This is a genomic window from Legionella anisa (genome assembly GCF_001467525.1).
GTDB classification, from domain to species: Bacteria; Pseudomonadota; Gammaproteobacteria; order Legionellales; family Legionellaceae; genus Legionella; species Legionella anisa.
Genome location: NZ_LNXS01000029.1, coordinates 102837 through 122263 on the forward strand (window position 1 = coordinate 102837; position 19427 = coordinate 122263).

Here is a 19427-nt window from a genome sequence, read left to right on the forward strand (position 1 = left end):
AATACCCCTTGAATTTGGCAGGGTATCTCTGGCAAGATGCGTTAGTTTTGATTATCCAGTGAGGAATTATGAAAGTTCTCGTGGCAGTGAAGCGTGTAATCGACCCTTATGTCAAAATTCGGGTCAAGTCGGACCATTCCGGAGTTGAAACACAAAATATTAAAATGGCAATGAATCCATTTGATGAAATTGCCGTAGAAGAAGCATTACGTTTACGCGAAAAAAATTGGGCTACAGAAGTGGTAGTAGTAAGCATTGGTGGTGAAAATTCACAGGAAACCTTGCGACATGCTTTGGCTTTAGGAGCAGATAGAGCAATTTTGATTCGCACCCAAGATTCATTAGAAAGCCTTAATATCGCAAAAATATTAAAAAAAATTATCGATGATGAAAAGCCAGATTTAGTATTGATGGGTAAGCAAGCCATTGATGGCGATAATAATCAGACCCCCCAAATGTTGGCCTCTTTATTAAACTGGCCCCAGGCAATGTATGCCTCCAAAATCGAAGCAAGCGGCGACCACCTTCAGGTAACCCGGGAAATTGATGGGGGACTTGAAACAATTAGCGTGCACTTGCCAGCAGTAGTCAGCACGGACTTGCGTTTGAATGAACCACGATACGCTAGCCTTCCCAATATTATGAAAGCAAAAAAGAAACCCTTGGAAAACTTGGAATTGGATAGTCTAGGGCTGTCACTTAAAAAACACGTTGAGGTATTAAAAGTCACGGAACCTGATGCTCGCAGTGCTGGAGTAAAAGTTGAATCAGTGGCTGAGTTATTGAATAAATTACAGCATGAAGCCAAAGTGCTTTGATAAGGGGAACGTGATGAGCACTTTAGTACTCGTTGAACATGATAATCAAACATTACATCCATCTACTCGTAATGTTCTAGCTGCGGCATTGGAGCTGGGCGGCGAACCGACTTTACTCGTTATAGGACATCAATGCAAAGCGGTAGCAGAACAAGCCGCAACTCTTGCAGGAGCGCATGCTGTTTGGTGCATTGATAAACCGTGTTATGAACATCCATTGGCAGAGCAAATAAGTGATTTAGTTCTTTCATTTGCACATTCATTTAAAGCCATATTAGTGCCTGCAAGTACTTTTGGTAAAAATATCGCACCACGTGTTGCAGCACAATTGGATGTGTCACAAGTTTCTGATGTGAGTAAGATTATCGATAAAGATACCTTCGAACATCCAATATATGCAGGTAATGCGATAGAGACTGTGCGAGTCCTTGATCCAATAAAGGTTTTAACGATTAGAGTAACTGCTTTTAATCCAGTAACTACAAACCAGGCTAGTTGCTGCATTGAACAAATCGATAAAGAGATTATTGCAAAAAATAGTCAATTTGTTAAACATGAGTTAAGTAAGTCTGAACGCCCTGATCTAGGAAGCGCTAAAATTGTTGTCTCAGGGGGAAGAGGACTTCAAAGTGCCGAGAAGTTTAAGTTGATCGAAGAATTAGCTGATGTACTTGGTGCTGCTGTAGGAGCATCCCGTGCTGCTGTAGATGCCGGGTTTGTTCCTAATGATTATCAGGTGGGGCAAACCGGAAGGATAGTTGCACCAATGCTTTATATTGCTGTGGGAATTTCTGGAGCGGTACAGCATTTGGCAGGGATGAAAGACTCCAAAATTATTGTTGCAATTAATAAGGATGAAGATGCCCCTATTTTTCAAATTGCTGACTATGGTTTGGTTGGTGATTTATTTGAACTTGTGCCACAGTTAATCGCACAATTAAAAAACCGTTAGAGGGGAGAAAGTATGTTAGTAGGTGTTCCAAAAGAAATTAAACCTCAAGAAAATCGTGTAGGTCTTGTTCCTTCTAGTATTAGGGAAATTATACGTGTAGGTAGCTCTGCTATAGTAGAGAAGGGTGCTGGATTAGGAATCGGAATTTCTGATGATGATTATCGACATGCAGGAGCAGAGGTTGTTGATAGCGCGGATGAGGTATTTTCTAGAGCTGAACTCATTGTAAAAGTAAAAGAACCACAACCTATTGAGTGCAAGCGTCTTCGCGAAGGCCAAACTTTGTTTACCTATTTGCATTTGGCCCCAGATCCTCACCAAGCTCGTATGCTTAAAGAGTCTGGAGTTACTGCTATAGCTTATGAAACAGTAACTGAAGATAATGGTGGTTTGCCCTTATTGGCGCCTATGTCACAAGTTGCTGGACGTATGTCCATTCAGGCAGGAGCGCATTGCTTAGAGATGGCTCAAGGCGGTAGTGGCGTTTTACTCGGTGGTGTTCCTGGAGTAGCTGCAGCAAATGTCGTAGTCATTGGTGGAGGCGTAGTTGGTACTAATGCCGTACGTATGGCAATGGGTATGGAAGCTCGAGTGACAGTTCTTGATCGCTCCTTACAACGGTTAAACGAGTTGGATTTCCAATTTGGCTCTAAGATCAATACCGTTTACTCTACTGCGGATGCCGTAGAAAAATATACAACCAGTGCTGATTTAGTGATTGGTGCGGTATTAGTACCTGGGGCAGCAGCGCCCAAATTGATGACTCGTGCCATGCTTAAATCAATGCGACCTGGTTCGGTACTGGTGGATGTAGCTATTGACCAAGGTGGATGTTTCGAAACAAGCCGACCCACAACACATCAAGAACCCACCTATGTTGTCGATAATGTGGTGCATTATTGTGTTGCAAATATGCCAGGTGCCGTGCCAAGAACATCAACCTTTGCTTTGAATAATGCAACCTTACCTTTTGTTTTAAGCATTGTAACTAAAGGTGTGAAGTTGGCTTTATTGAATGATAAGCATTTACTTAATGGCTTAAATGTTCATCAAGGTAAAATCACTTTTGATGCAGTTGCTCGTGATTTAGGCTATGAGTATACACCTGCCGCAATCGCATTGGCTGGTCGATAAACTTTATTGTTGTCTGATTTACTCTTCTAAAAATTGTAGCCTGGGTGAAGGCAAAGCCTTAACCCGGGATTTGAGAAGTTCGCTTATTGAGTAAACCTGGGCTTCGCTGCGCTTCACCTAGGCTACACTATAATTTCCTTATATACTGCTAAGATATATTTATAAGAACTTAGATTTACTTTCCTATGCGGGTTGATTATGAGAGTACTTATTTCCGGAGCAGGTGTAGCAGGATTGACTGTTGCGTATTGGTTAAAACGCTATGGTTTTACAATTACAATCGTTGAACGTGCTCCAGCATTGCTCACTGGAGGTTATAAAATCGATGCTCGCGGAGCAGCGCTACATGTTCTGCGACGAATGGGTATTTATGAAGCTGTTGTAGCAGAAAGTACGGATATGCAAGGTGCATTGCTGGTCGATAGAAATGGGAAAGTAATTCATGAAATGAGTGGGAATGAGTTTGGACATCGAGTTGGCGATGATGTGGAAATTATTCGTGGTGCTTTGTGTCAGATTCTCATGGATCAGGTTCTTGATGCAGAATTTATTTTTGGTGATTACATTTCAGAGATATCTCAATTTCCTGATTATTTAGAAGTTAAGTTTCAAAATAATAAAGCTCGAGAATTCGACCTGGTTATTGGCGCTGATGGGCTTCATTCAAATGTAAGACAACTTGTATTTGGTGAAGAATCACTTTTTTCTCAGGAGCTAGGTTTATATCTCTGCGTATTTACTGTTCCCAATTATTTAAATTTGGATCGTGTAGAAATGCAATACTCGGAGTTAGGCAGAGTTGCATCAGTTTGGAGCGCCTCAGGAGAGCCTCAAGCCAAAGCATGCTTTGGATTTATTTCTCCAGAGAAGGTCGATCTTCATAATGTAAAACAGCAGCACCAAGTGCTTAGGACTGTTTATGAAGGGATTGGCTGGGAAATTCCTAAATTTCTGGAAATGATGCCTGACTCACCTGATTTTTATTTTGATGCAGCAGCCCAGATCCATATGGACCATTGGTCACAAGGTAGGGTAGTTTTGTTGGGAGATGCAGCTTATTGTGCTTCACCGATGTCGGGTCAGGGCAGTAGTTTGGCTATCATTGGTGCTTACATTCTTGCTGGAGAGTTGGCTGCAGCAAAAGGTAACTATCAGCTTGCGTTGCAAAATTATGAAAATAAAATGCGTCCTTTTGTTAAGCTCAATCAGGAATTAGGGGTTAAGGCTGCCCAAGTAATGCGCTCGCAAGAGAAGAGTAATTTTCTTTCCTGGTTACTCGGACAGCTTATGAAAATTGCACCAGGTTATTTAATCAAATTTTTTATTAATCGTTCAACTCAGCGTATAAACAAAGCTGCAAATTCAATTACTCTTAAAGATTATTAATGAAAGATTAAAGGCCTGGTTACCTAGCCTTGTAGCTTAGGTGAAGCGTAGCCCTGGCGTATTTCCCGGGTTACGGCTTCGCCTTCACCCAGGCTACATTAATTTAAAACAAACTATCCTCAACAGCGGGTAGTTGCTGTGGATCATTGCTTGCATTAAAGACTGGAGTTGGATCTTCTTCTGCTGGAACTTCTTTATTACGAAAATACTCGATGATGCCATTTGCCTGATTAGGACGCGCCAATAAACCGCTATTGGGATCAATGCGAACTGCGACTACATCTTCTGGTTGTCTCATTTCACTTTCAGGTTTTCCTTTCAATGCAACTTTCATAAAGTCGATCCATAAAGGCAAAGCGAGTCCCGCAGCATATTCATGTAAGGATTTGGGATTATCAAAACCTATCCATGCTGTTACAACGAGATCGGGATTAAACCCAGCAAACCAGGCATCTACTTGATCATTCGTTGTACCGGTCTTTCCTGCTATGTCTTGGCGATTAAGCACACGAGCTGCGCGGGCAGTACCGTGCTGAATCACATCTTTTAAAGCAGTATACATTAAAAAGTTAATGTCTTCGGGAATTACTCGCGGAGCCAGCGTTGAATGGTCCACATTGTTGTCGCAGTTATTACAAACAACGGTTGGTTTGGCTTGCAACAATATCTTGCCATCTGCATCAGTAATGTGATCAATGAGATAAGGTTCAACTTTATAACCACCATTTGCGAAAACAGCATAAGCAGCAGTCAGGTCCATAGGGCTAATTGATAAACTGCCTAATGCCAGGGATAACCCTCTAGGAAGTGCTTTCCTATTAAATCCGAAACGAGATAGGAAATCGATGGTGTAATTGATACCAATGTCATCAAGGATACGTATGGACACTAGGTTTTTAGATTGAACTAAGGCTTGTTTTAACCGTGTTGGTCCATTGAATTTCAGATTTACATTATGGGGACGCCATAAGTTTGGCTGACTTGGATCATCAACGACAATAGGCGCATCATTAATCAATGTTGCCAGAGTATAACCGTTATTTAAAGCTGCAGCATAGACAAAAGGTTTAAAGCTGGATCCTGGCTGTCTGCTGGATTGAGTTGCCCGGTTAAATTTGCTTTTCTGGAAATTGAATCCACCAACGAGCACCTCTATGGCACCATTTTTAGGATTAAGTGCTACCATTGCTGATTCAGCTTCAGGAATTTGTGCCAATTCCCAATGGTCTTTTATTGAATGAACATAAATAATATCTCCAACAGCAACAACTTGCATGGCTTTGGATGGAGATTTTCCTACCCAACCATTTTTAAGTGCTGGTCTTGCCCAAGATAAACCGGCCCAAGGGATAAGAATGGTTCGGCCACTTTGCAATGTAGCTGTTGCTTCATTTTCCCGGACTTCGGTAATAACTGCCGGGAGAAGATGGTTAAGTTCTGGATACTTTTCCAGGTTTTTTTGAATTGAGTGCAAGGATTTGCTGTCCTTTTCACCAATTGTGGCAACAGGTCCTCGATAACCATGTCGGTGATCATAAGAGATTAAATTTTTTTCGACTACATCATTAGCTGTATTTTGCAAGGCTCCATCAATAGTCGTGTACACTTTATAACCTTTAGTATACGCATCAGGGCCGAAATTATCGTATAAGGATTGACGAATCATTTCAGCAACATACGGTGCTTTCACTTCGATAGGAGTGCCATGATACTTCGCAGTAATTGGTTGGTTTATCGCATTTTGATATTGCTCTTCATTGATGTAATGCTCTTCCAACAAGCGCTCTAATACATGGTCGCGCCTTTTTTTGGCAGCTAAGGGATTTGCAATGGGATTTTGAGTTGAAGGTGCTTGAGGAAGCCCAGCAATCATAGCGAGTTCTGCCAGATTTAATTCTTTAAGCGGCTTACCAAAATAAACCATTGCTGCCGCACCAACGCCATAAGCACGATTACCTAAATAGATTCTGTTAAGGTAGAGTTCAAGAATTTTTTCCTTACTCAATTCCCTATCTATTTTAATGGCAAGCATAATTTCATTAAATTTGCGTAAGAAGGTTTTTTTACGGCTTAAGAAAAAATTACGTGCAACCTGCATGGTAATGGTACTACCACCTTGAGATTTAGTTCCAGTTTTAACCATACGAACTGCAGCACGTCCAAGACCTAAGACATCCACACCAGGATGCTCAAAAAAGCGTTGATCTTCAGTGGCAATTAAAGCATGAATCAGCATGGGCGGTATTTCATCATAAGTAACAGGAATTCGTTTCTTTTCACCATATTCCTGAATAAGTAACCCTTCTTTGCTGAAAATTTGTAAAGGAACTTGTAATTGCACTGTTTTCAACGAATCTACGTTGGGGAGTTGGCTTTCAAGATAGAGGTAAAATAGACTACCTGCCACTATTAAAACAAAAAACAGGCTCATCAGCGCCCATAGACCTTTACGCCAGAAGTATGCCATTTTCATAGAATCATAATGTTTTGAATGAAATTTGGCGTGTATTATACAGTGATTTTTTGTGCGATTGCGAGTTTTGTGCAAAAAAGAGAGTAATTTTTGGTGTTTCATTGAACTTTGAAGAGAAAAATCCAATGAAACACAGTAATTATATCGTTATTCTATTAACGATCTATTCGAGCTGTTTCCCTCAAGATCCTCCAGTTTCGGTAAATCTTGTGAGGAAGTAGTTGTAGGTTGAGTCGTTTGCTGTTGAAAAAATCGAGGATTAGTTCCTGATTGAAGCATGCTTAAAGCAGCCAGACTGCCATAGAATGGAGTGTAAACAGGCAAACGTCTAGGTGGAGCTTCTTTAGCTTTTTGCAATTCCGCTTTAGTTTTTTCCAGTTCCTCAGTTAACTTTTCAATAGTTGCCAGCTGTACTTTATTTTTTTCAGTTAACTCCTGTAGCTGGGATATTGGCTCAGATTTTTGTTTATCTATTGATTTTAATTGTTCTAACTCTGAACGTTGCGTTTCTATTTTTAATTTTTGACTCTCTAATTCTAATTGTTGTGCTTCTAATTTTGATTTTTGAGCACTTGACTCTAATTTTAGAGATTCGTTCTCTAATTTTAAGTTATCTTTCCCTGACTCTTCAGTTACTTTTTTTAATTTATTATTTTGAAACTCTAGAAAAATTTGCTGTTCAAAACAGATGTTCGCAGCAATATCTTTGAGCTCATCATTAGAGTCATCGGTAGTCATATGAAGTACAAAAAGAACTTCATCGATGAGCAGTTGGCCTGAATTACAATATTTGCCTCCTACGTACCGATCATTCAATAAACCAAATAACTCTTGGGTTATAGAACCTTTGGAATTATTTAAAGTTACTGAATGTTTGAATCCCTTTTTTATATTTAATAATTGGCGAAAATCAATGAATAATTGAGTTAATTGTTCTTGCAATGCCTGAAGCTCTTCGGAATTGAGAGGAGTTTTTCTATCGAGTTGTTCTTTTAAATGAGAAATTTCATTTAAAATGAAAGAAAGGAATTCTTTTCGAGCCTGATAACCTCTTGTGCACGCATTGATCTTTCCTTCTAAGTATGCAGCAAAATTGACCTTTGTATCTTGAATTATTTCTACTGCGCGTTCATGAGATTTTTTTCTGCGCGTTGTAGGTTCAAGTGCAGCAACAAGTTTATCTTTAGCTGCTATATTATCTTGGCTATCATGATAACGAACTATAACGGTTGCCAATGCATAAACTAACTCTTCTAACCTAGTCATGAAAATCTCCTTTTTCAATACATAAAATGCGAATTCCCCTTACAAGTTGGTCTTTCACTATATTCAATGTTTTAGAGAAGTGCAAGTTGTTATAACTAAATGGTGAAAATGACAACATGACATCATTATGGTAAGTTTAATAAAACAAAAAACAGTGTAATTTTTTAAGAGGTTACGCTAACATCAGTATATAATTCTAAAGGAGTTTTTTTGAATGCATGGAAGATTCAAAGGAATAAGAGACATGCTCAAATTGTTTCAACCTAAGCATCGTTCAATTCTCGGAATAGATATTACATCAACTGCGGTTAAAGTCTTGGAAATTTCAGGTCAGGAGGATGCATTTGTTGTTGAAAATTATGGACGTGAAGTACTACCAGCAAATGCAATGGATGGGAACATAATTAAGGATGCTGATGCGGTTTCCCAGTGCATTAAGAAAGTAATTGACCGCTTGCATACAGCATGTAAGCAAGCTGCGTTAGCTGTTCCTGATTCCTCAATAATTAGCAAAGTGATACAAGTCAATGAAGGTTTAAATGATGAGGAGATGGAGGAGCTCATTGTTACAGAGGCTGATAAATACATTCCTTATCCAATAGATGAAATTAATCTTGATTTTGAAATTTTGGGGCATTCTGAAAAAAACTCGGCCATGTTAGATGTACTTATTGTTGCATCACGTGCAGAAAATGTGAATCAACGTGTTGAGACTGCCGTTCACGCAGGTTTAGATGCTGTGGTAATCGATGTAGAATCTTATGCTGTGGAGAGAGCAGCACAACAACTTGCTAAAGATTTACCTGCATCTGGACAAGATAAAACAATTGCTATCATTGATATTGGTGCCTGCTATACACATTTATTTGTATTGCAAGGTATGAAATTGGTTTATTCGAGAGAAGAAAAATTTGGAGGCAAACAATTAATAGACTCGATTGCTGAACATTATGAAATGTCTTTGGAGCAAGCGGCACTTGCTAAAGAAAATGGAGAATTACCTGCAGATTATGAAAAGGAAGTTTTGGAGCCTTTTAAAGAAAATATTTTGTTGCAAATCAAACGTACCTTGCAGTTTTTTTATTCCACAAGCCAGGACGGAGAGGTAGATCACATTCTGTTGTCAGGAGGGTTAGCCAAGCTGCCTGGATTGCTAGCTTTGGTTCAGGAGCGATTAGGAATGAGTACCACAATTGTCAATCCCTTTTCGTATATGACTCCAGGAAAAATGGTGAATTTGGACACTATAAATAATGATGCTCCTGCACTTATGGTTGCTTGTGGTCTGGCATTAAGGGGTATTAAGTGAGACTATATGACACAAATTAACCTTCTTCCTTGGCGAGAATTAAAGCGGGAACAGGAAAAAAAGCTATTTACATTGATGTTGCTGGTGAGCATTGTAGCCTCTGCGTTTGTTGTGTTTTTAATTAATTCATATGCTTCAGGCTTGGTGAGCAATCAAGTCACACGAAATCAAATGCTTCAGAAAGAAATTAATACTATGGATGCGCAAATAAAAGAAATAAAAAATTTGCAAAAGGCTAGGGAGATGATAATTTCCAGGATGTCTGTAGTTCAGCATTTACAATCCACGCGAACATTAATGGTTCATTTATTTGATGAATTGATCAATATAACTCCGTCAGGAGTCTATTTAACTCAGGTAGAAGGGAAAAACGATGTCATCACACTTTCTGGATATACTGAATCAAATACTTTTGTTTCTATACTAATGAGAAACATAGAAAATAATGATTGGGTTCATAATCCTCTTCTTGGTGAAATCAAGAAAGAAGATAATGAAAAAAAGAAACAGCAATCTGCTTCGAATGAATTTAAATTAACTTTTGTGCTTGCCCCTCAATTCCAGATCGGGATAACACTATGAATAACATTAATCTGAATGAATTAACTCTGGAAAATGTTGGGCAATGGCCATTAGTGGTTAAAATTTGCGTTCTTATAGGAGTGAGTATTTTAATTATTGCTTTGGGTTACTGGCTAATCATACAAGACAATTTCACTCAGTTTAATAGTCTAAAAGGGCAGGAGGCTACTTTAAAAACAGATTTTGAAAACAAGCAACGTCAATTATTTAATTTGCCGGCCTATCGCCTGCAGTTGCAAGTTATGATGGAGCGTTTTGCATTAATGCTCAAACAACTTCCAGAAAAAAATCAAATGCCAGGTTTATTAGAAGATATTTCCAAAACAGGAGTAGCATCTGGCTTGAGGTTTGAATTATTTGCGCCACAACCTGAGGTAGTACATGATTTTTATGTTGAGCGACCAATAAAAATTTCAGTAGTCGGAACTTATTTTCAATTGGCAATGTTTATTAGTCGGGTCGCTGAGATGAATCGTATTGTAACCTTGCATGACTTCACTATAAAAGGGGTGTCCTCCAAAGATAATAAAGTGGTTTCGGAGGATGAATTGGTGATGAACATCACCGCTAAAATATATCGATATCGCGCACAATGATAAACCGAAAGCAAAAAATTGGTTGTATCTGTTCATTGTCTTTATTGCTGGTTGCTTGTTCCGGTAATAATGATGATCTAGTGCGATACATCAAAGAAGTAAAACACAGAAAAACACGAGAGATTGAACCAATCCCTTCCTTTGCACCCTTACCTACGTTTAAATTTCCTGATAGTGGCAACAGGCGCAATCCATTTAAGCCTATAGCTCAAAAAAAGGAGGAGGTTGATGTTAATGCTCCAGATAAAAATAGGCCGAAAGAGCCTTTGGAAACTTATCCTTTAGATGCGTTAAAATTTGTAGGCACTTTAACACAAGGAAATGAAATATGGGCATTAATCAAACTACCCAGCTCAGATATTACTCATGTGGGAATTGGTAATTATATGGGCCAGAATTATGGCCGTGTTGTATCAATTACGAATAATGCAATTCAATTAATAGAAACAACACAAACATCAGGGAAGTGGGAGAAACATAAAATCACGCTTGAATTATATACTGGGAAGTAGGAGCAAAAGTGCGGAGAATTGTTGCTTTATTTATTTTAATTAGTATGAGCTTAGGGATGGCTTTTGCCCAGAATAATCCATTGATATCAGTCAAGGTAATTCCTTTACCACTGGGGAAGTTGCGTATAGATTTTGAGTTTGCGCAACCTATAAAACGAGACCCTGCAAGCTTTGTTACTCCAAGCCCGGCACGTATAGTCCTTGATTTTATTGACTCTAATCTGGAATTACCCTCCAAGCAAAGAACAAAAGAAATTAAATTAGGTTCTCTTGATAAATATACTATTGTAGCAGTAGGCCCCCGTGTTCGGGCTATATTGGATTTAAATTATCAAGTGCCTTTTTTAGGCTCAATTTCTGGAAATGTATATACTCTTATTTTGAATGGCAAAAGTAATGAGGTAATCCAACCTCCTGAAGCACTTATAATCACCCATCGTCCAGCTAGGACAAGTTATGAAATCAGTCATTTTGATTTTCGAGGAATTGATCGGCAAGGCGGCCGGGCAATAGTGGATGTTTCCAGCACCAGCGTCCCGATTGAAGTAGAAGAGCATGGTAAAGATATTTTAGTTAAATTTTTAAACACGAAAGTTCCTCAGAACTTAAGGAAACGTTTTGATGTTTCGGATTTCCGCAGCCCTGTACAAATCGTTACTTTTAAACAAAAAGGTAAAAATGCACATATGTTATTAGCGGGTACAGGCGCTTTTGGCCAGTATGTTTATCAGGTTAATAAGCAATTCATGGTTGATGTATTTCCTTTGACTCCAGAAGAGGCACAACAGGCTAAATTGAAAAAGAAGGTTTTCTCTGGAAGAAGACTTTCTTTAAATTTCCAAAACATCAGTATACGTGCTGTATTACAGTTGCTGGCTGATTTTACTGGTATCAATATTGTAGTGAGTGATAAAGTTCAGGGTAATATTACTCTTAGGTTAAATAATATTCCCTGGGATCAAGCTTTGGATATTATTTTAACGACACAAGGTTTGGCGAAGCGTCAGACAGGGAACGTGATGTTGATCGATTATAAAGCTTCTTTTGATAAAATGGAGGCAGAAGAGCTTAAGACCCAACGCGCTATACAAAAGCTTGAACCGATACGTTCAGAACTCATTCAAATTAATTATGCCAAAGCCACAGATCTTGCGATTTTGATTAAAGACAAACAAAATTCTCTTCTCTCGGACAAAGGTCGAGTAAGTGTTGATGAGCGAACAAATACCCTTTGGATCCAAGACAGTGGAACTCGGATAAATGAAGTCAGGGATTTAATTAAACAGTTGGATGTACCTGTCAAACAAGTACTTATAGAGGCACGTATTGTTGAAGTGACCAAGGATTTTGCTCAAGATCTTGGTATTCGATGGGGTGTTTCCAGGCCGACTCATTTAAGTGGTACATTGGCTGGCGCCAATCAGCTGGCACAAGGAGTTGCTCCGGCAAATGTCGTGCCATTAACAGACCGATTAAATCTGGATTTAGTTGCTGCTCCGGTGACGGGTGTACCTCCTGCTTCTGTAGGTATCGCATTAGCGCAGCTTGGTGATAATATTTTACTTGATCTTGAATTGTCTGCTTTAGAAAGCGAGGGACTTGCCGAATTGATATCGAGTCCGAAGCTTATTACAGCAAATCAACAGGCTGCTGTAATTGAATCAGGACAGGAAATTCCCTATCAGGAAGCTACTTCAAGCGGCGCGACCGCAGTAGCATTCAAAAAAGCGGTATTAAGTTTAAATGTAACCCCACAAATTACTCCTGATAGTAAGATACTTATGGATCTGAAAATTAATCAGGATAACGCATTACCTAATCTGACATTTAATGGAGTACCAGTAATTGCAACTAAAGAAATTAGGACGAATGTACTTGTCAGCAATGGACAAACTATAGTACTTGGCGGTATTTATCAGCAAGATAAGAGCAAGACTATTACCAGAGTACCTTTTTTTGGTCAGTTACCGGTAGTTGGGAATTTATTTAAAAATACACAAATTGCCCTTAGAAATGATGAGCTGCTCATTTTTATAACACCAAAAATAATAACAAACTCATTGTCGATTACGACAATTGAAGGAAGAAAACCAATTCGTTTTGATGAAAAATAAGGGGTGCTATAGCATGATTGTACAGACTTATTTTTTAATGAAGTGATATAATAGAAATGATTTAAGAGTAAATAGTTATAAAATATGCTCATTTGTTGTAGAATAATGGGCGGGAATTTCTAACTGCGAAAAATACAGTTAGGATTGAGCCCCAAATATCCCCACTTTGGTAAATTATCATACTTTAGTTTCATGCTAAAATGGGAGGTTATTTTGGACTCGATCTTTAATTAATGACATTTAAGTTAAAGAGGTATGTAATAAAAAATGAGCATAGTTAAAGTACGAAATATTTTTCTCATCGGACCCATGGGTGCAGGTAAAAGCACTATAGGTCGTGCTTTGGCAAAGGAGCTCAAGTTAGAATTTTTTGATTCGGATGAAGTGATTGAAGAGCGTGCTGGCGCTGATATATCTTGGATTTTTGATATTGAGGGTGAAGAAGGTTTCAGACGCCGCGAGCAAAAAGTTATTGAAGAATTAACTCAAAAGACCAACATTGTTTTGGCAACAGGTGGAGGAGTCGTAATCACTCCCGAAAACAGAAATGCATTAGCAGGGCGTGGAACTGTAATTTATCTTAAAACCTCTTTACAGCAACAATTCGAAAGAACTAAGCGGGATACCAAGCGTCCTTTACTTCAGACAAATGATCTTGAAGGAAGATTGGAACTATTGAGGGATGAGCGCGAGCCATTCTACACTGAGTTAGCTGATGTTAGTTTTGAAACAGATAAATTAACGGTCAAAGCGGTTGCAAATAATATAATAAAATATATTTATGGCGAACTTTGAGGCTTATGAGCAAGTTGATGTCTCTTTAACTGGACATCAATATCCTATTATTATTTGTCGCAATGGTTTGCAAAGCCCGGGTTTTTTGCAAACGATTGTAAAATCTTCGCAGATTCTAATTGTTACCAACCAGACAATAGCTCCTTTTTATTTAAAGTATGTACAAGCTGCTTTTGCTGAAACTCAATGCGATGTTTTGATTTTAGAAGATGGTGAGCACTATAAAAACCAACACAGCTTATTCGCTATTTATGATGCATTAATCCAAAACAAACACCATAGAGATACGACACTTATCGCTTTAGGTGGCGGTGTGATTGGTGATATGACTGGATTTGCAGCATCAACCTATCAACGTGGAGTAAAACTGATTCAAATTCCCACAACTTTATTAGCACAAATCGATGCTTCTATAGGTGGAAAAACGGGAATTAATCATGCTTTAGGTAAAAATATGATCGGCAGTTTTTATCAACCTCAAGCGGTGATTATTGATTTGAATACATTAAACACGCTTCCAGAAAGAGAGTTTCGTGCCGGTTTGGCGGAAATGATAAAATATGCATTACTTGCCGGAGGTGAGTTTTTCAAATTACTAAGCGATGCTATCCAACAGGGATTAACCGCCAACAGTTTGCTGCTACCCCAATTAATTGCTGAGTGTTGCCGCATTAAAGCCCAGTTTGTTGAAACCGATGAAAAGGAAGCCGGACAACGAGCTTTACTGAATCTTGGGCATACTTTTGCTCATGCACTGGAAACGTACACTCAGTATCAACAATGGTTGCATGGTGAAGCAGTAGCGATTGGCTTATACTGTGCCGCAGTTTTGTCATATAAAATGCATTTGGTTGATAAGCAATTCGTGGAACAAATAGAACAAATTCTGCACCATGCGGGTTTGCCACATAAAATTCCAAGAACTGTTAATTTGAAAAAACTCAAAGATTTAATGCAATCGGATAAAAAAATTAAAAATAACTGTTTACGTTTTGTGCTGATAAAAAAACTTGGTGATTGTTATCTTGAAGCCGGCGTAACAGAGGATTGTTTATATAATGCACTTGATGCGGCTGTAGAGGAGAATAAAAATGAACGAGGGAATAATTCAGTCTGAGGTGACGGCTGTAATTCAACCAAGAGTATTGTTTAAACCCGGATCTTGGCTCGCTAAGATTGATTTTATTAATCATTTAATTCTTTTTAACAATGTGCTTATTACGATTTTATCAGAGAAAGAGGGGGGTAAAACTTCTTTTGGTACTTTGTTACAAAGTAATTTAGATCAACAAATAAAATCTGTTTCAATGACAGTGAAGCCTCCTTGCAATAGAGAAAACATTATTCAGGAAATTGCAAGCCAACTACATCTTAATCACGATGAAAATACAGATATTAGCTCTTTAGTTGCGCAAATTAATGAGCGTAAGGCCCATGTAGTTTTATTGATTGATGATGCACAACATTTGCCTGAGTCTCTAATTAAAGAAGCCATGTTGGCAATAAAAAATCAAGAGAACTTTAGTTTCTTCCATCTTTGCCTTATATCGGACTACTCAATTGTCGCAACACTGAATAATCTAGTCGCTTCGTTTTTTGAAAATTTAGTCCATAGCATCGAATTGGGATCATTGAATGAAAATGAAACAAGGACTTATGTGTTACAACGTGCCATGACGGCACATTTGATCAGTAAACCTTTAACTGATGTACAGTTTAAGCAGTTTTATCAACTTACCAAAGGAAACGTGGCAAAAATTAATAGTAATTTGGAATCATTTATATTTAAGTGTGCTGCGCAAAAGAAAAAAGAACCACGAAAGTTGATAAAAAAAGCAGGTATTGCAGCAAGCATGGCTGTGATTACAGGACTTATTGGTTTTTATTTTGTGAGAAATTATGACTTTTCATCTTTTTATCATTTAGAGATGACTCATCCAGTACAAGATAAAAGCACAGAAGCGTTGGTAGGAAATCAAGTACAGCCTGAAGTATTAGTGAGCCAAATCCCTTCTTGGGAGGATTCTTCAACGCGACAATTGGTTTATGCGGCGTTGCCCAAGAAGCAACTTTTGGATGATCTCAATGATGAGATGTCCGTTGATACAGTTGCAATTATTGATAAGGTCGTTGTGATTCCTAAATTACAAATGCAACATTTAGCGGAGCAAGAGCCTAGAATTCCTGAATCTGAGTTTAAACGGGAAAGTCCGGAATCTGATCTTACTCGGGAATCAAAAACAGTCGAGATTCCAACAGCAAAACAAAATAAAGAAGATCAGTCTTCCAGTTCAAATGTAAACACCCCTCTTTATACCATACAGGTTGCTGCCAGTCATAATAAAAATGATATAGAACGTTTTCAGCAGAATAATAAATTATTCGCTCAAAATACCAAAATAAGACATTTCACTAATGCAAAAGGTCTTTGGTACATCTTGACTATGGGGGAGTTTGAAAGTAGGGCTGAAGCACAACGTAATATAACAAAGTTACCAGCAACTTTAGCTAAGTTACATCCTTGGGTTAGGCCAGTATCGAATCTTAGCCAATCATAAAAAGAACGTAGCCTGGGTGCAGCGCAGCCCGGGTTTTTCAATTACCAAATTTCCCGGGTTCCGCTGCGCTGCACCCAGGCTACAATACATTCAAATAAAGATCTCTCGTGACCTGTTATTAAGTGTGCGTATTTAATGACTGCGTTATTTGCTCAATACGTTCTTCAGCGGCTGCATAGACTTGCTTAAAAAGATCAAAAAAATCAGGAAAAGAAAGTTGTTCCAAAGAATGAGCTGTCACTCCATGAGGAGTGCTCACACCTGCTCTTAATTGGGCAAAAGAGCGTCCTGATTTTTTAGCTAATTCTGCAGCACCAAATACTGATTCCAAGGCAATTCTTCCAGAGAGTTCTTCTGGAATACCTCTACTCATTGCTGCTTTTTGCAATGCCTCAAGAAATAGAAAGACATACGCTGGTGCACAACCGATAGGAGCTGTAAGCGTATCAAGCATGGATTCCTTCTCAACCCAAAATGTGTAACCTACTTCATTAAAAAGAGTCTCAACTAATAATTTTTGTTCCGGTGTTGTAGAAGAATTAGCAAATAAAGCAGATGTTCCTTTGCAAAATTCAGTTGGAGTATTGGTCATAACACGAATAACTCCCAAGTCTTTCTTGTTGAGCCAGTGAGTGATGTTATCAATAGCGATTACACCCACTAAGGAAATAAAAATAGGTTGCTTCAGTTGTATGGTTACGCTAATTTCTTGACATACCTGTTGCATAAATTGAGGTTTTACAGCAAGAATAAGGATATCGGCGTTCATGACTGCGTGAGTATTGTTTTTTGCTGACAGGACCCCTAGTTCTTTAACCAAACGCTCTGATTTACTGGGATCTCGATTGCTAAATATTATTGAATTTGCAGGATGTCCACCTTTGATGAGGCCGCGTGCTACAGCACTTCCCAAATGACCTGCACCGATAATTGATATGGTTTTATTTTTAAACATATTGTCTTATATTTTAAATTTTCCTCAAAAATACCAAGATGCATGGGCTTATGTCAAGGATGGAGCCAGACAAAGTTACGTGCAAAATAACTATCTTACATTGAATATCTTATATATCCTGCTACACTAAAAAAATTAAAAAGGGATTTAATCCTATATCTGCCATACCTGCTTTGTACGAACGGATTTTGATAAAGTCGGTTGGGCATATCAATTTATCAATTATTTTATTATGGTCAAAGAATAGTAATGATAGAAACAGTTCAGGGTCAAGAAAAAATCCATGTAAAATGGCGTGATATTAATGGTTGGAACTATTATTTCTTATTGAAGTTCGCTCTTTTATGGGGTGGATATTTGAATTTTCATCCTTTTGCTAACCTAGTATTTCTGGCATTTTTATTATTTCCTTTATCATCAACATTTCTTCATCGCTGCCGTAATTGGATTGCTATTCCAATAGGTATCGGTCTCTTTTATCACGATACGTGGTTACCCGGTTTAAGTTCAATTATGAGTCAGGGTACAAATCTTTTTTCTTTCAGTTCTAATTATCTTCTTGAGCTATTAAATCGTTTTATTAATTGGCAACTGATAGGTATGGCTTTTATTCTCTTAGTTGCTTACCTATTTCTTTCTCAATGGATTCGCATTACTACGTTTACAGTAATCGCTTTAATTTGGTTAAATATTCTTACTCTAACAGGACCAGCTATTAATCTTTTGCCCGTAGAAAGTAAGACTGCTACTACGAGCGTACAAGCTGGATCCGAGACTAACATAAGTGGGACAGTAGAGCTTAACAGTAATTTGCCACCTACCAACGAAAACCTCAATACCTATCTGAATCAATTTTATGAGCAGCAAAAAGGATTACATACCCTTTTTCCAAGTTCTCTTTCTGCCGATGCAGAGCCTTTTGATGTTATATTTATTCAGGTGTGCTCTCTTGCGTGGGCAGATATAGATGCGGTGCATTTAAGAGATCATCCTATATGGAGTAAATTTGATATTCTCTTTAATCAGTTCAATTCGGCTGCTTCATATAGTGGGCCTGCTGCAATACGCTTATTACGTGCAAGCTGTGGTGAAACATCCCATGCTGGTCTTTATAAGCCTGTAGCCCAAGATTGTTATATTTTGGATAACTTAGCTAAACTTGGTTTTTCTCCTGAGATGATGCTTGACCACGAAGGTGAGTTTGGTAGTTTTCTCAACGAGATAAAAGAGTATGGTGGTTTAGATGACGTGCCTTTAATGTCACGAGCGGGCATACGTCCTGATCTTGTTTCATTTGATGGAAAATTGCTTTCAGATGACAGTCAATTACTGGATAAATGGCTTAAGCAGCAGAAGGATCCAGGAAAAAAACGCAATGTTACCTATTTTAATGAAATTTCGCTTCATGATGGTAATACATTTATTGGTGAAAATACGCCAGCACCCTATGAGGCACGAGCAAAGAAACTTTTAGATCAAACGATGAATTTCTTTACGGCATTAGAAAATTCAGGCCGTAAGGCAGTTGTAGTTTTTATCCCAGAACATGGAGCTAATCTTGTTGGTGATAAATTACAAATGCCAGGTTTACGGGACATTCCTAGCCCAAGCATTACGCATGTTCCTGTTGGAATTAAATTTATTGGTTTGAAAGCAAAACCTAAGCAAATACAAATAAATGAGCCAAGCAGTTATTTGGCTATTTCAGAATTAATTGCACGCTTAGTAGATGGAAAGATATTTAATCAGGAAAGCGTAAATTTAGAAATACTAACTAAGAATTTACCAAGAACTCCCTTCGTGTCATCCAACGAGGGTGTTACGGTGATGAAATATCAAGATAAGTTTTATATTTTATTAAAAGGTGACAATAACTGGGTCCCTTATCCCCAATAATTTCTAAATTATCCTGGTGAAGAGTATGCTTGCTTGCGACTGAATCTCGTACCTATCCCTGACACTCTACTCCGACGTCCT

The 19427-nt window shown here is 38.3% G+C and carries 16 protein-coding genes; 13 read left to right on the forward strand and 3 right to left on the reverse strand.

Translation table 11 applies throughout. From position 1 onward, the window contains the following. Positions 1–68: 68 nt before the first annotated feature. From Lani_RS09675 to Lani_RS09690, 4 genes are all read left to right on the forward strand, one after another. Entirely contained in the window at positions 69–818 is a 750-nt protein-coding gene (locus Lani_RS09675; protein ID WP_019233710.1) for an electron transfer flavoprotein subunit beta/FixA family protein, read from the forward strand. A 13-nt stretch (positions 819–831) separates the two neighbouring features. After that, complete coding sequence (locus Lani_RS09680) at positions 832–1770, forward strand: electron transfer flavoprotein subunit alpha/FixB family protein (RefSeq protein ID WP_019233709.1); 939 nt, start codon at positions 832–834, stop codon at positions 1768–1770. 12 nt (positions 1771–1782) lie between these two features. Next, complete coding sequence (ald, locus tag Lani_RS09685) at positions 1783–2904, forward strand: alanine dehydrogenase (protein ID WP_019233708.1); 1122 nt, start codon at positions 1783–1785, stop codon at positions 2902–2904. A 198-nt stretch (positions 2905–3102) separates the two neighbouring features. Then, on the forward strand, positions 3103–4290 hold the full coding sequence (locus Lani_RS09690) for an FAD-dependent monooxygenase (RefSeq protein ID WP_019233707.1): 1188 nt from the start codon (positions 3103–3105) through the stop codon (positions 4288–4290). A 103-nt stretch (positions 4291–4393) separates the two neighbouring features. Here Lani_RS09690 and Lani_RS09695 read toward each other — a convergent pair whose 3' ends face one another. Both Lani_RS09695 and Lani_RS09700 read right to left on the reverse strand, forming a co-directional pair. Continuing rightward, positions 4394–6763: a penicillin-binding protein 1A gene (locus Lani_RS09695; protein WP_040522626.1), complete on the reverse strand. Its 2370-nt coding sequence runs from the start codon at positions 6761–6763 to the stop codon at positions 4394–4396. Between the two features lie 147 nt (positions 6764–6910). Next, positions 6911–8029, reverse strand: a complete 1119-nt coding sequence (locus Lani_RS09700; protein WP_019233705.1) for a hypothetical protein — start codon at positions 8027–8029, stop codon at positions 6911–6913. A gap of 244 nt (positions 8030–8273) precedes the next feature. Here Lani_RS09700 and Lani_RS09705 point away from each other — a divergent pair, with 244 nt between their 5' ends. The 8 genes from Lani_RS09705 to Lani_RS09740 all read left to right on the forward strand — a co-directional run bounded on the left by Lani_RS09705 (position 8274) and on the right by Lani_RS09740 (position 16495). Next, positions 8274–9338: a pilus assembly protein PilM gene (locus Lani_RS09705; RefSeq protein WP_040522622.1), complete on the forward strand. Its 1065-nt coding sequence runs from the start codon at positions 8274–8276 to the stop codon at positions 9336–9338. Between the two features lie 6 nt (positions 9339–9344). Beyond that, positions 9345–9920 carry a PilN domain-containing protein gene (locus Lani_RS09710; RefSeq protein WP_019233703.1) on the forward strand — a complete coding sequence of 192 codons (576 nt, stop codon included), beginning with the start codon at positions 9345–9347 and terminating at the stop codon, positions 9918–9920. Then, a complete protein-coding gene (locus tag Lani_RS09715) occupies positions 9917–10516 on the forward strand; it encodes a type IV pilus inner membrane component PilO (RefSeq protein ID WP_019233702.1) in 600 nt (199 codons plus the stop codon). Before Lani_RS09710 ends, Lani_RS09715 begins: the two co-directional genes overlap by 4 nt. Further along, a complete protein-coding gene (locus Lani_RS09720) occupies positions 10513–11028 on the forward strand; it encodes a pilus assembly protein PilP (protein WP_019233701.1) in 516 nt (171 codons plus the stop codon). Before Lani_RS09715 ends, Lani_RS09720 begins: the two co-directional genes overlap by 4 nt. A gap of 8 nt (positions 11029–11036) precedes the next feature. Beyond that, complete coding sequence (locus Lani_RS09725; protein WP_058388524.1) at positions 11037–13142, forward strand: type IV pilus secretin PilQ; 2106 nt, start codon at positions 11037–11039, stop codon at positions 13140–13142. A gap of 267 nt (positions 13143–13409) precedes the next feature. Next, positions 13410–13937, forward strand: a complete 528-nt coding sequence (gene aroK, locus Lani_RS09730; protein WP_019233700.1) for a shikimate kinase AroK — start codon at positions 13410–13412, stop codon at positions 13935–13937. Beyond that, a complete protein-coding gene (gene aroB / locus Lani_RS09735) occupies positions 13924–15054 on the forward strand; it encodes a 3-dehydroquinate synthase (RefSeq protein ID WP_019233699.1) in 1131 nt (376 codons plus the stop codon). The genes aroK and aroB overlap by 14 nt, the downstream gene beginning before the upstream one ends. Continuing rightward, entirely contained in the window at positions 15029–16495 is a 1467-nt protein-coding gene (locus tag Lani_RS09740) for an SPOR domain-containing protein (RefSeq protein ID WP_019233698.1), read from the forward strand. Before aroB ends, Lani_RS09740 begins: the two co-directional genes overlap by 26 nt. A 118-nt stretch (positions 16496–16613) precedes the next feature. Here Lani_RS09740 and proC read toward each other — a convergent pair whose 3' ends face one another. Beyond that, a complete protein-coding gene (gene proC, locus Lani_RS09745) occupies positions 16614–17450 on the reverse strand; it encodes a pyrroline-5-carboxylate reductase (RefSeq protein ID WP_019233697.1) in 837 nt (278 codons plus the stop codon). A gap of 249 nt (positions 17451–17699) precedes the next feature. On the opposite strand from proC, the gene bcsG reads away from it, so the two are divergent. Further along, on the forward strand, positions 17700–19346 hold the full coding sequence (bcsG, locus tag Lani_RS09750) for a cellulose biosynthesis protein BcsG (protein ID WP_019233696.1): 1647 nt from the start codon (positions 17700–17702) through the stop codon (positions 19344–19346). Positions 19347–19427: the final 81 nt, after the last annotated feature.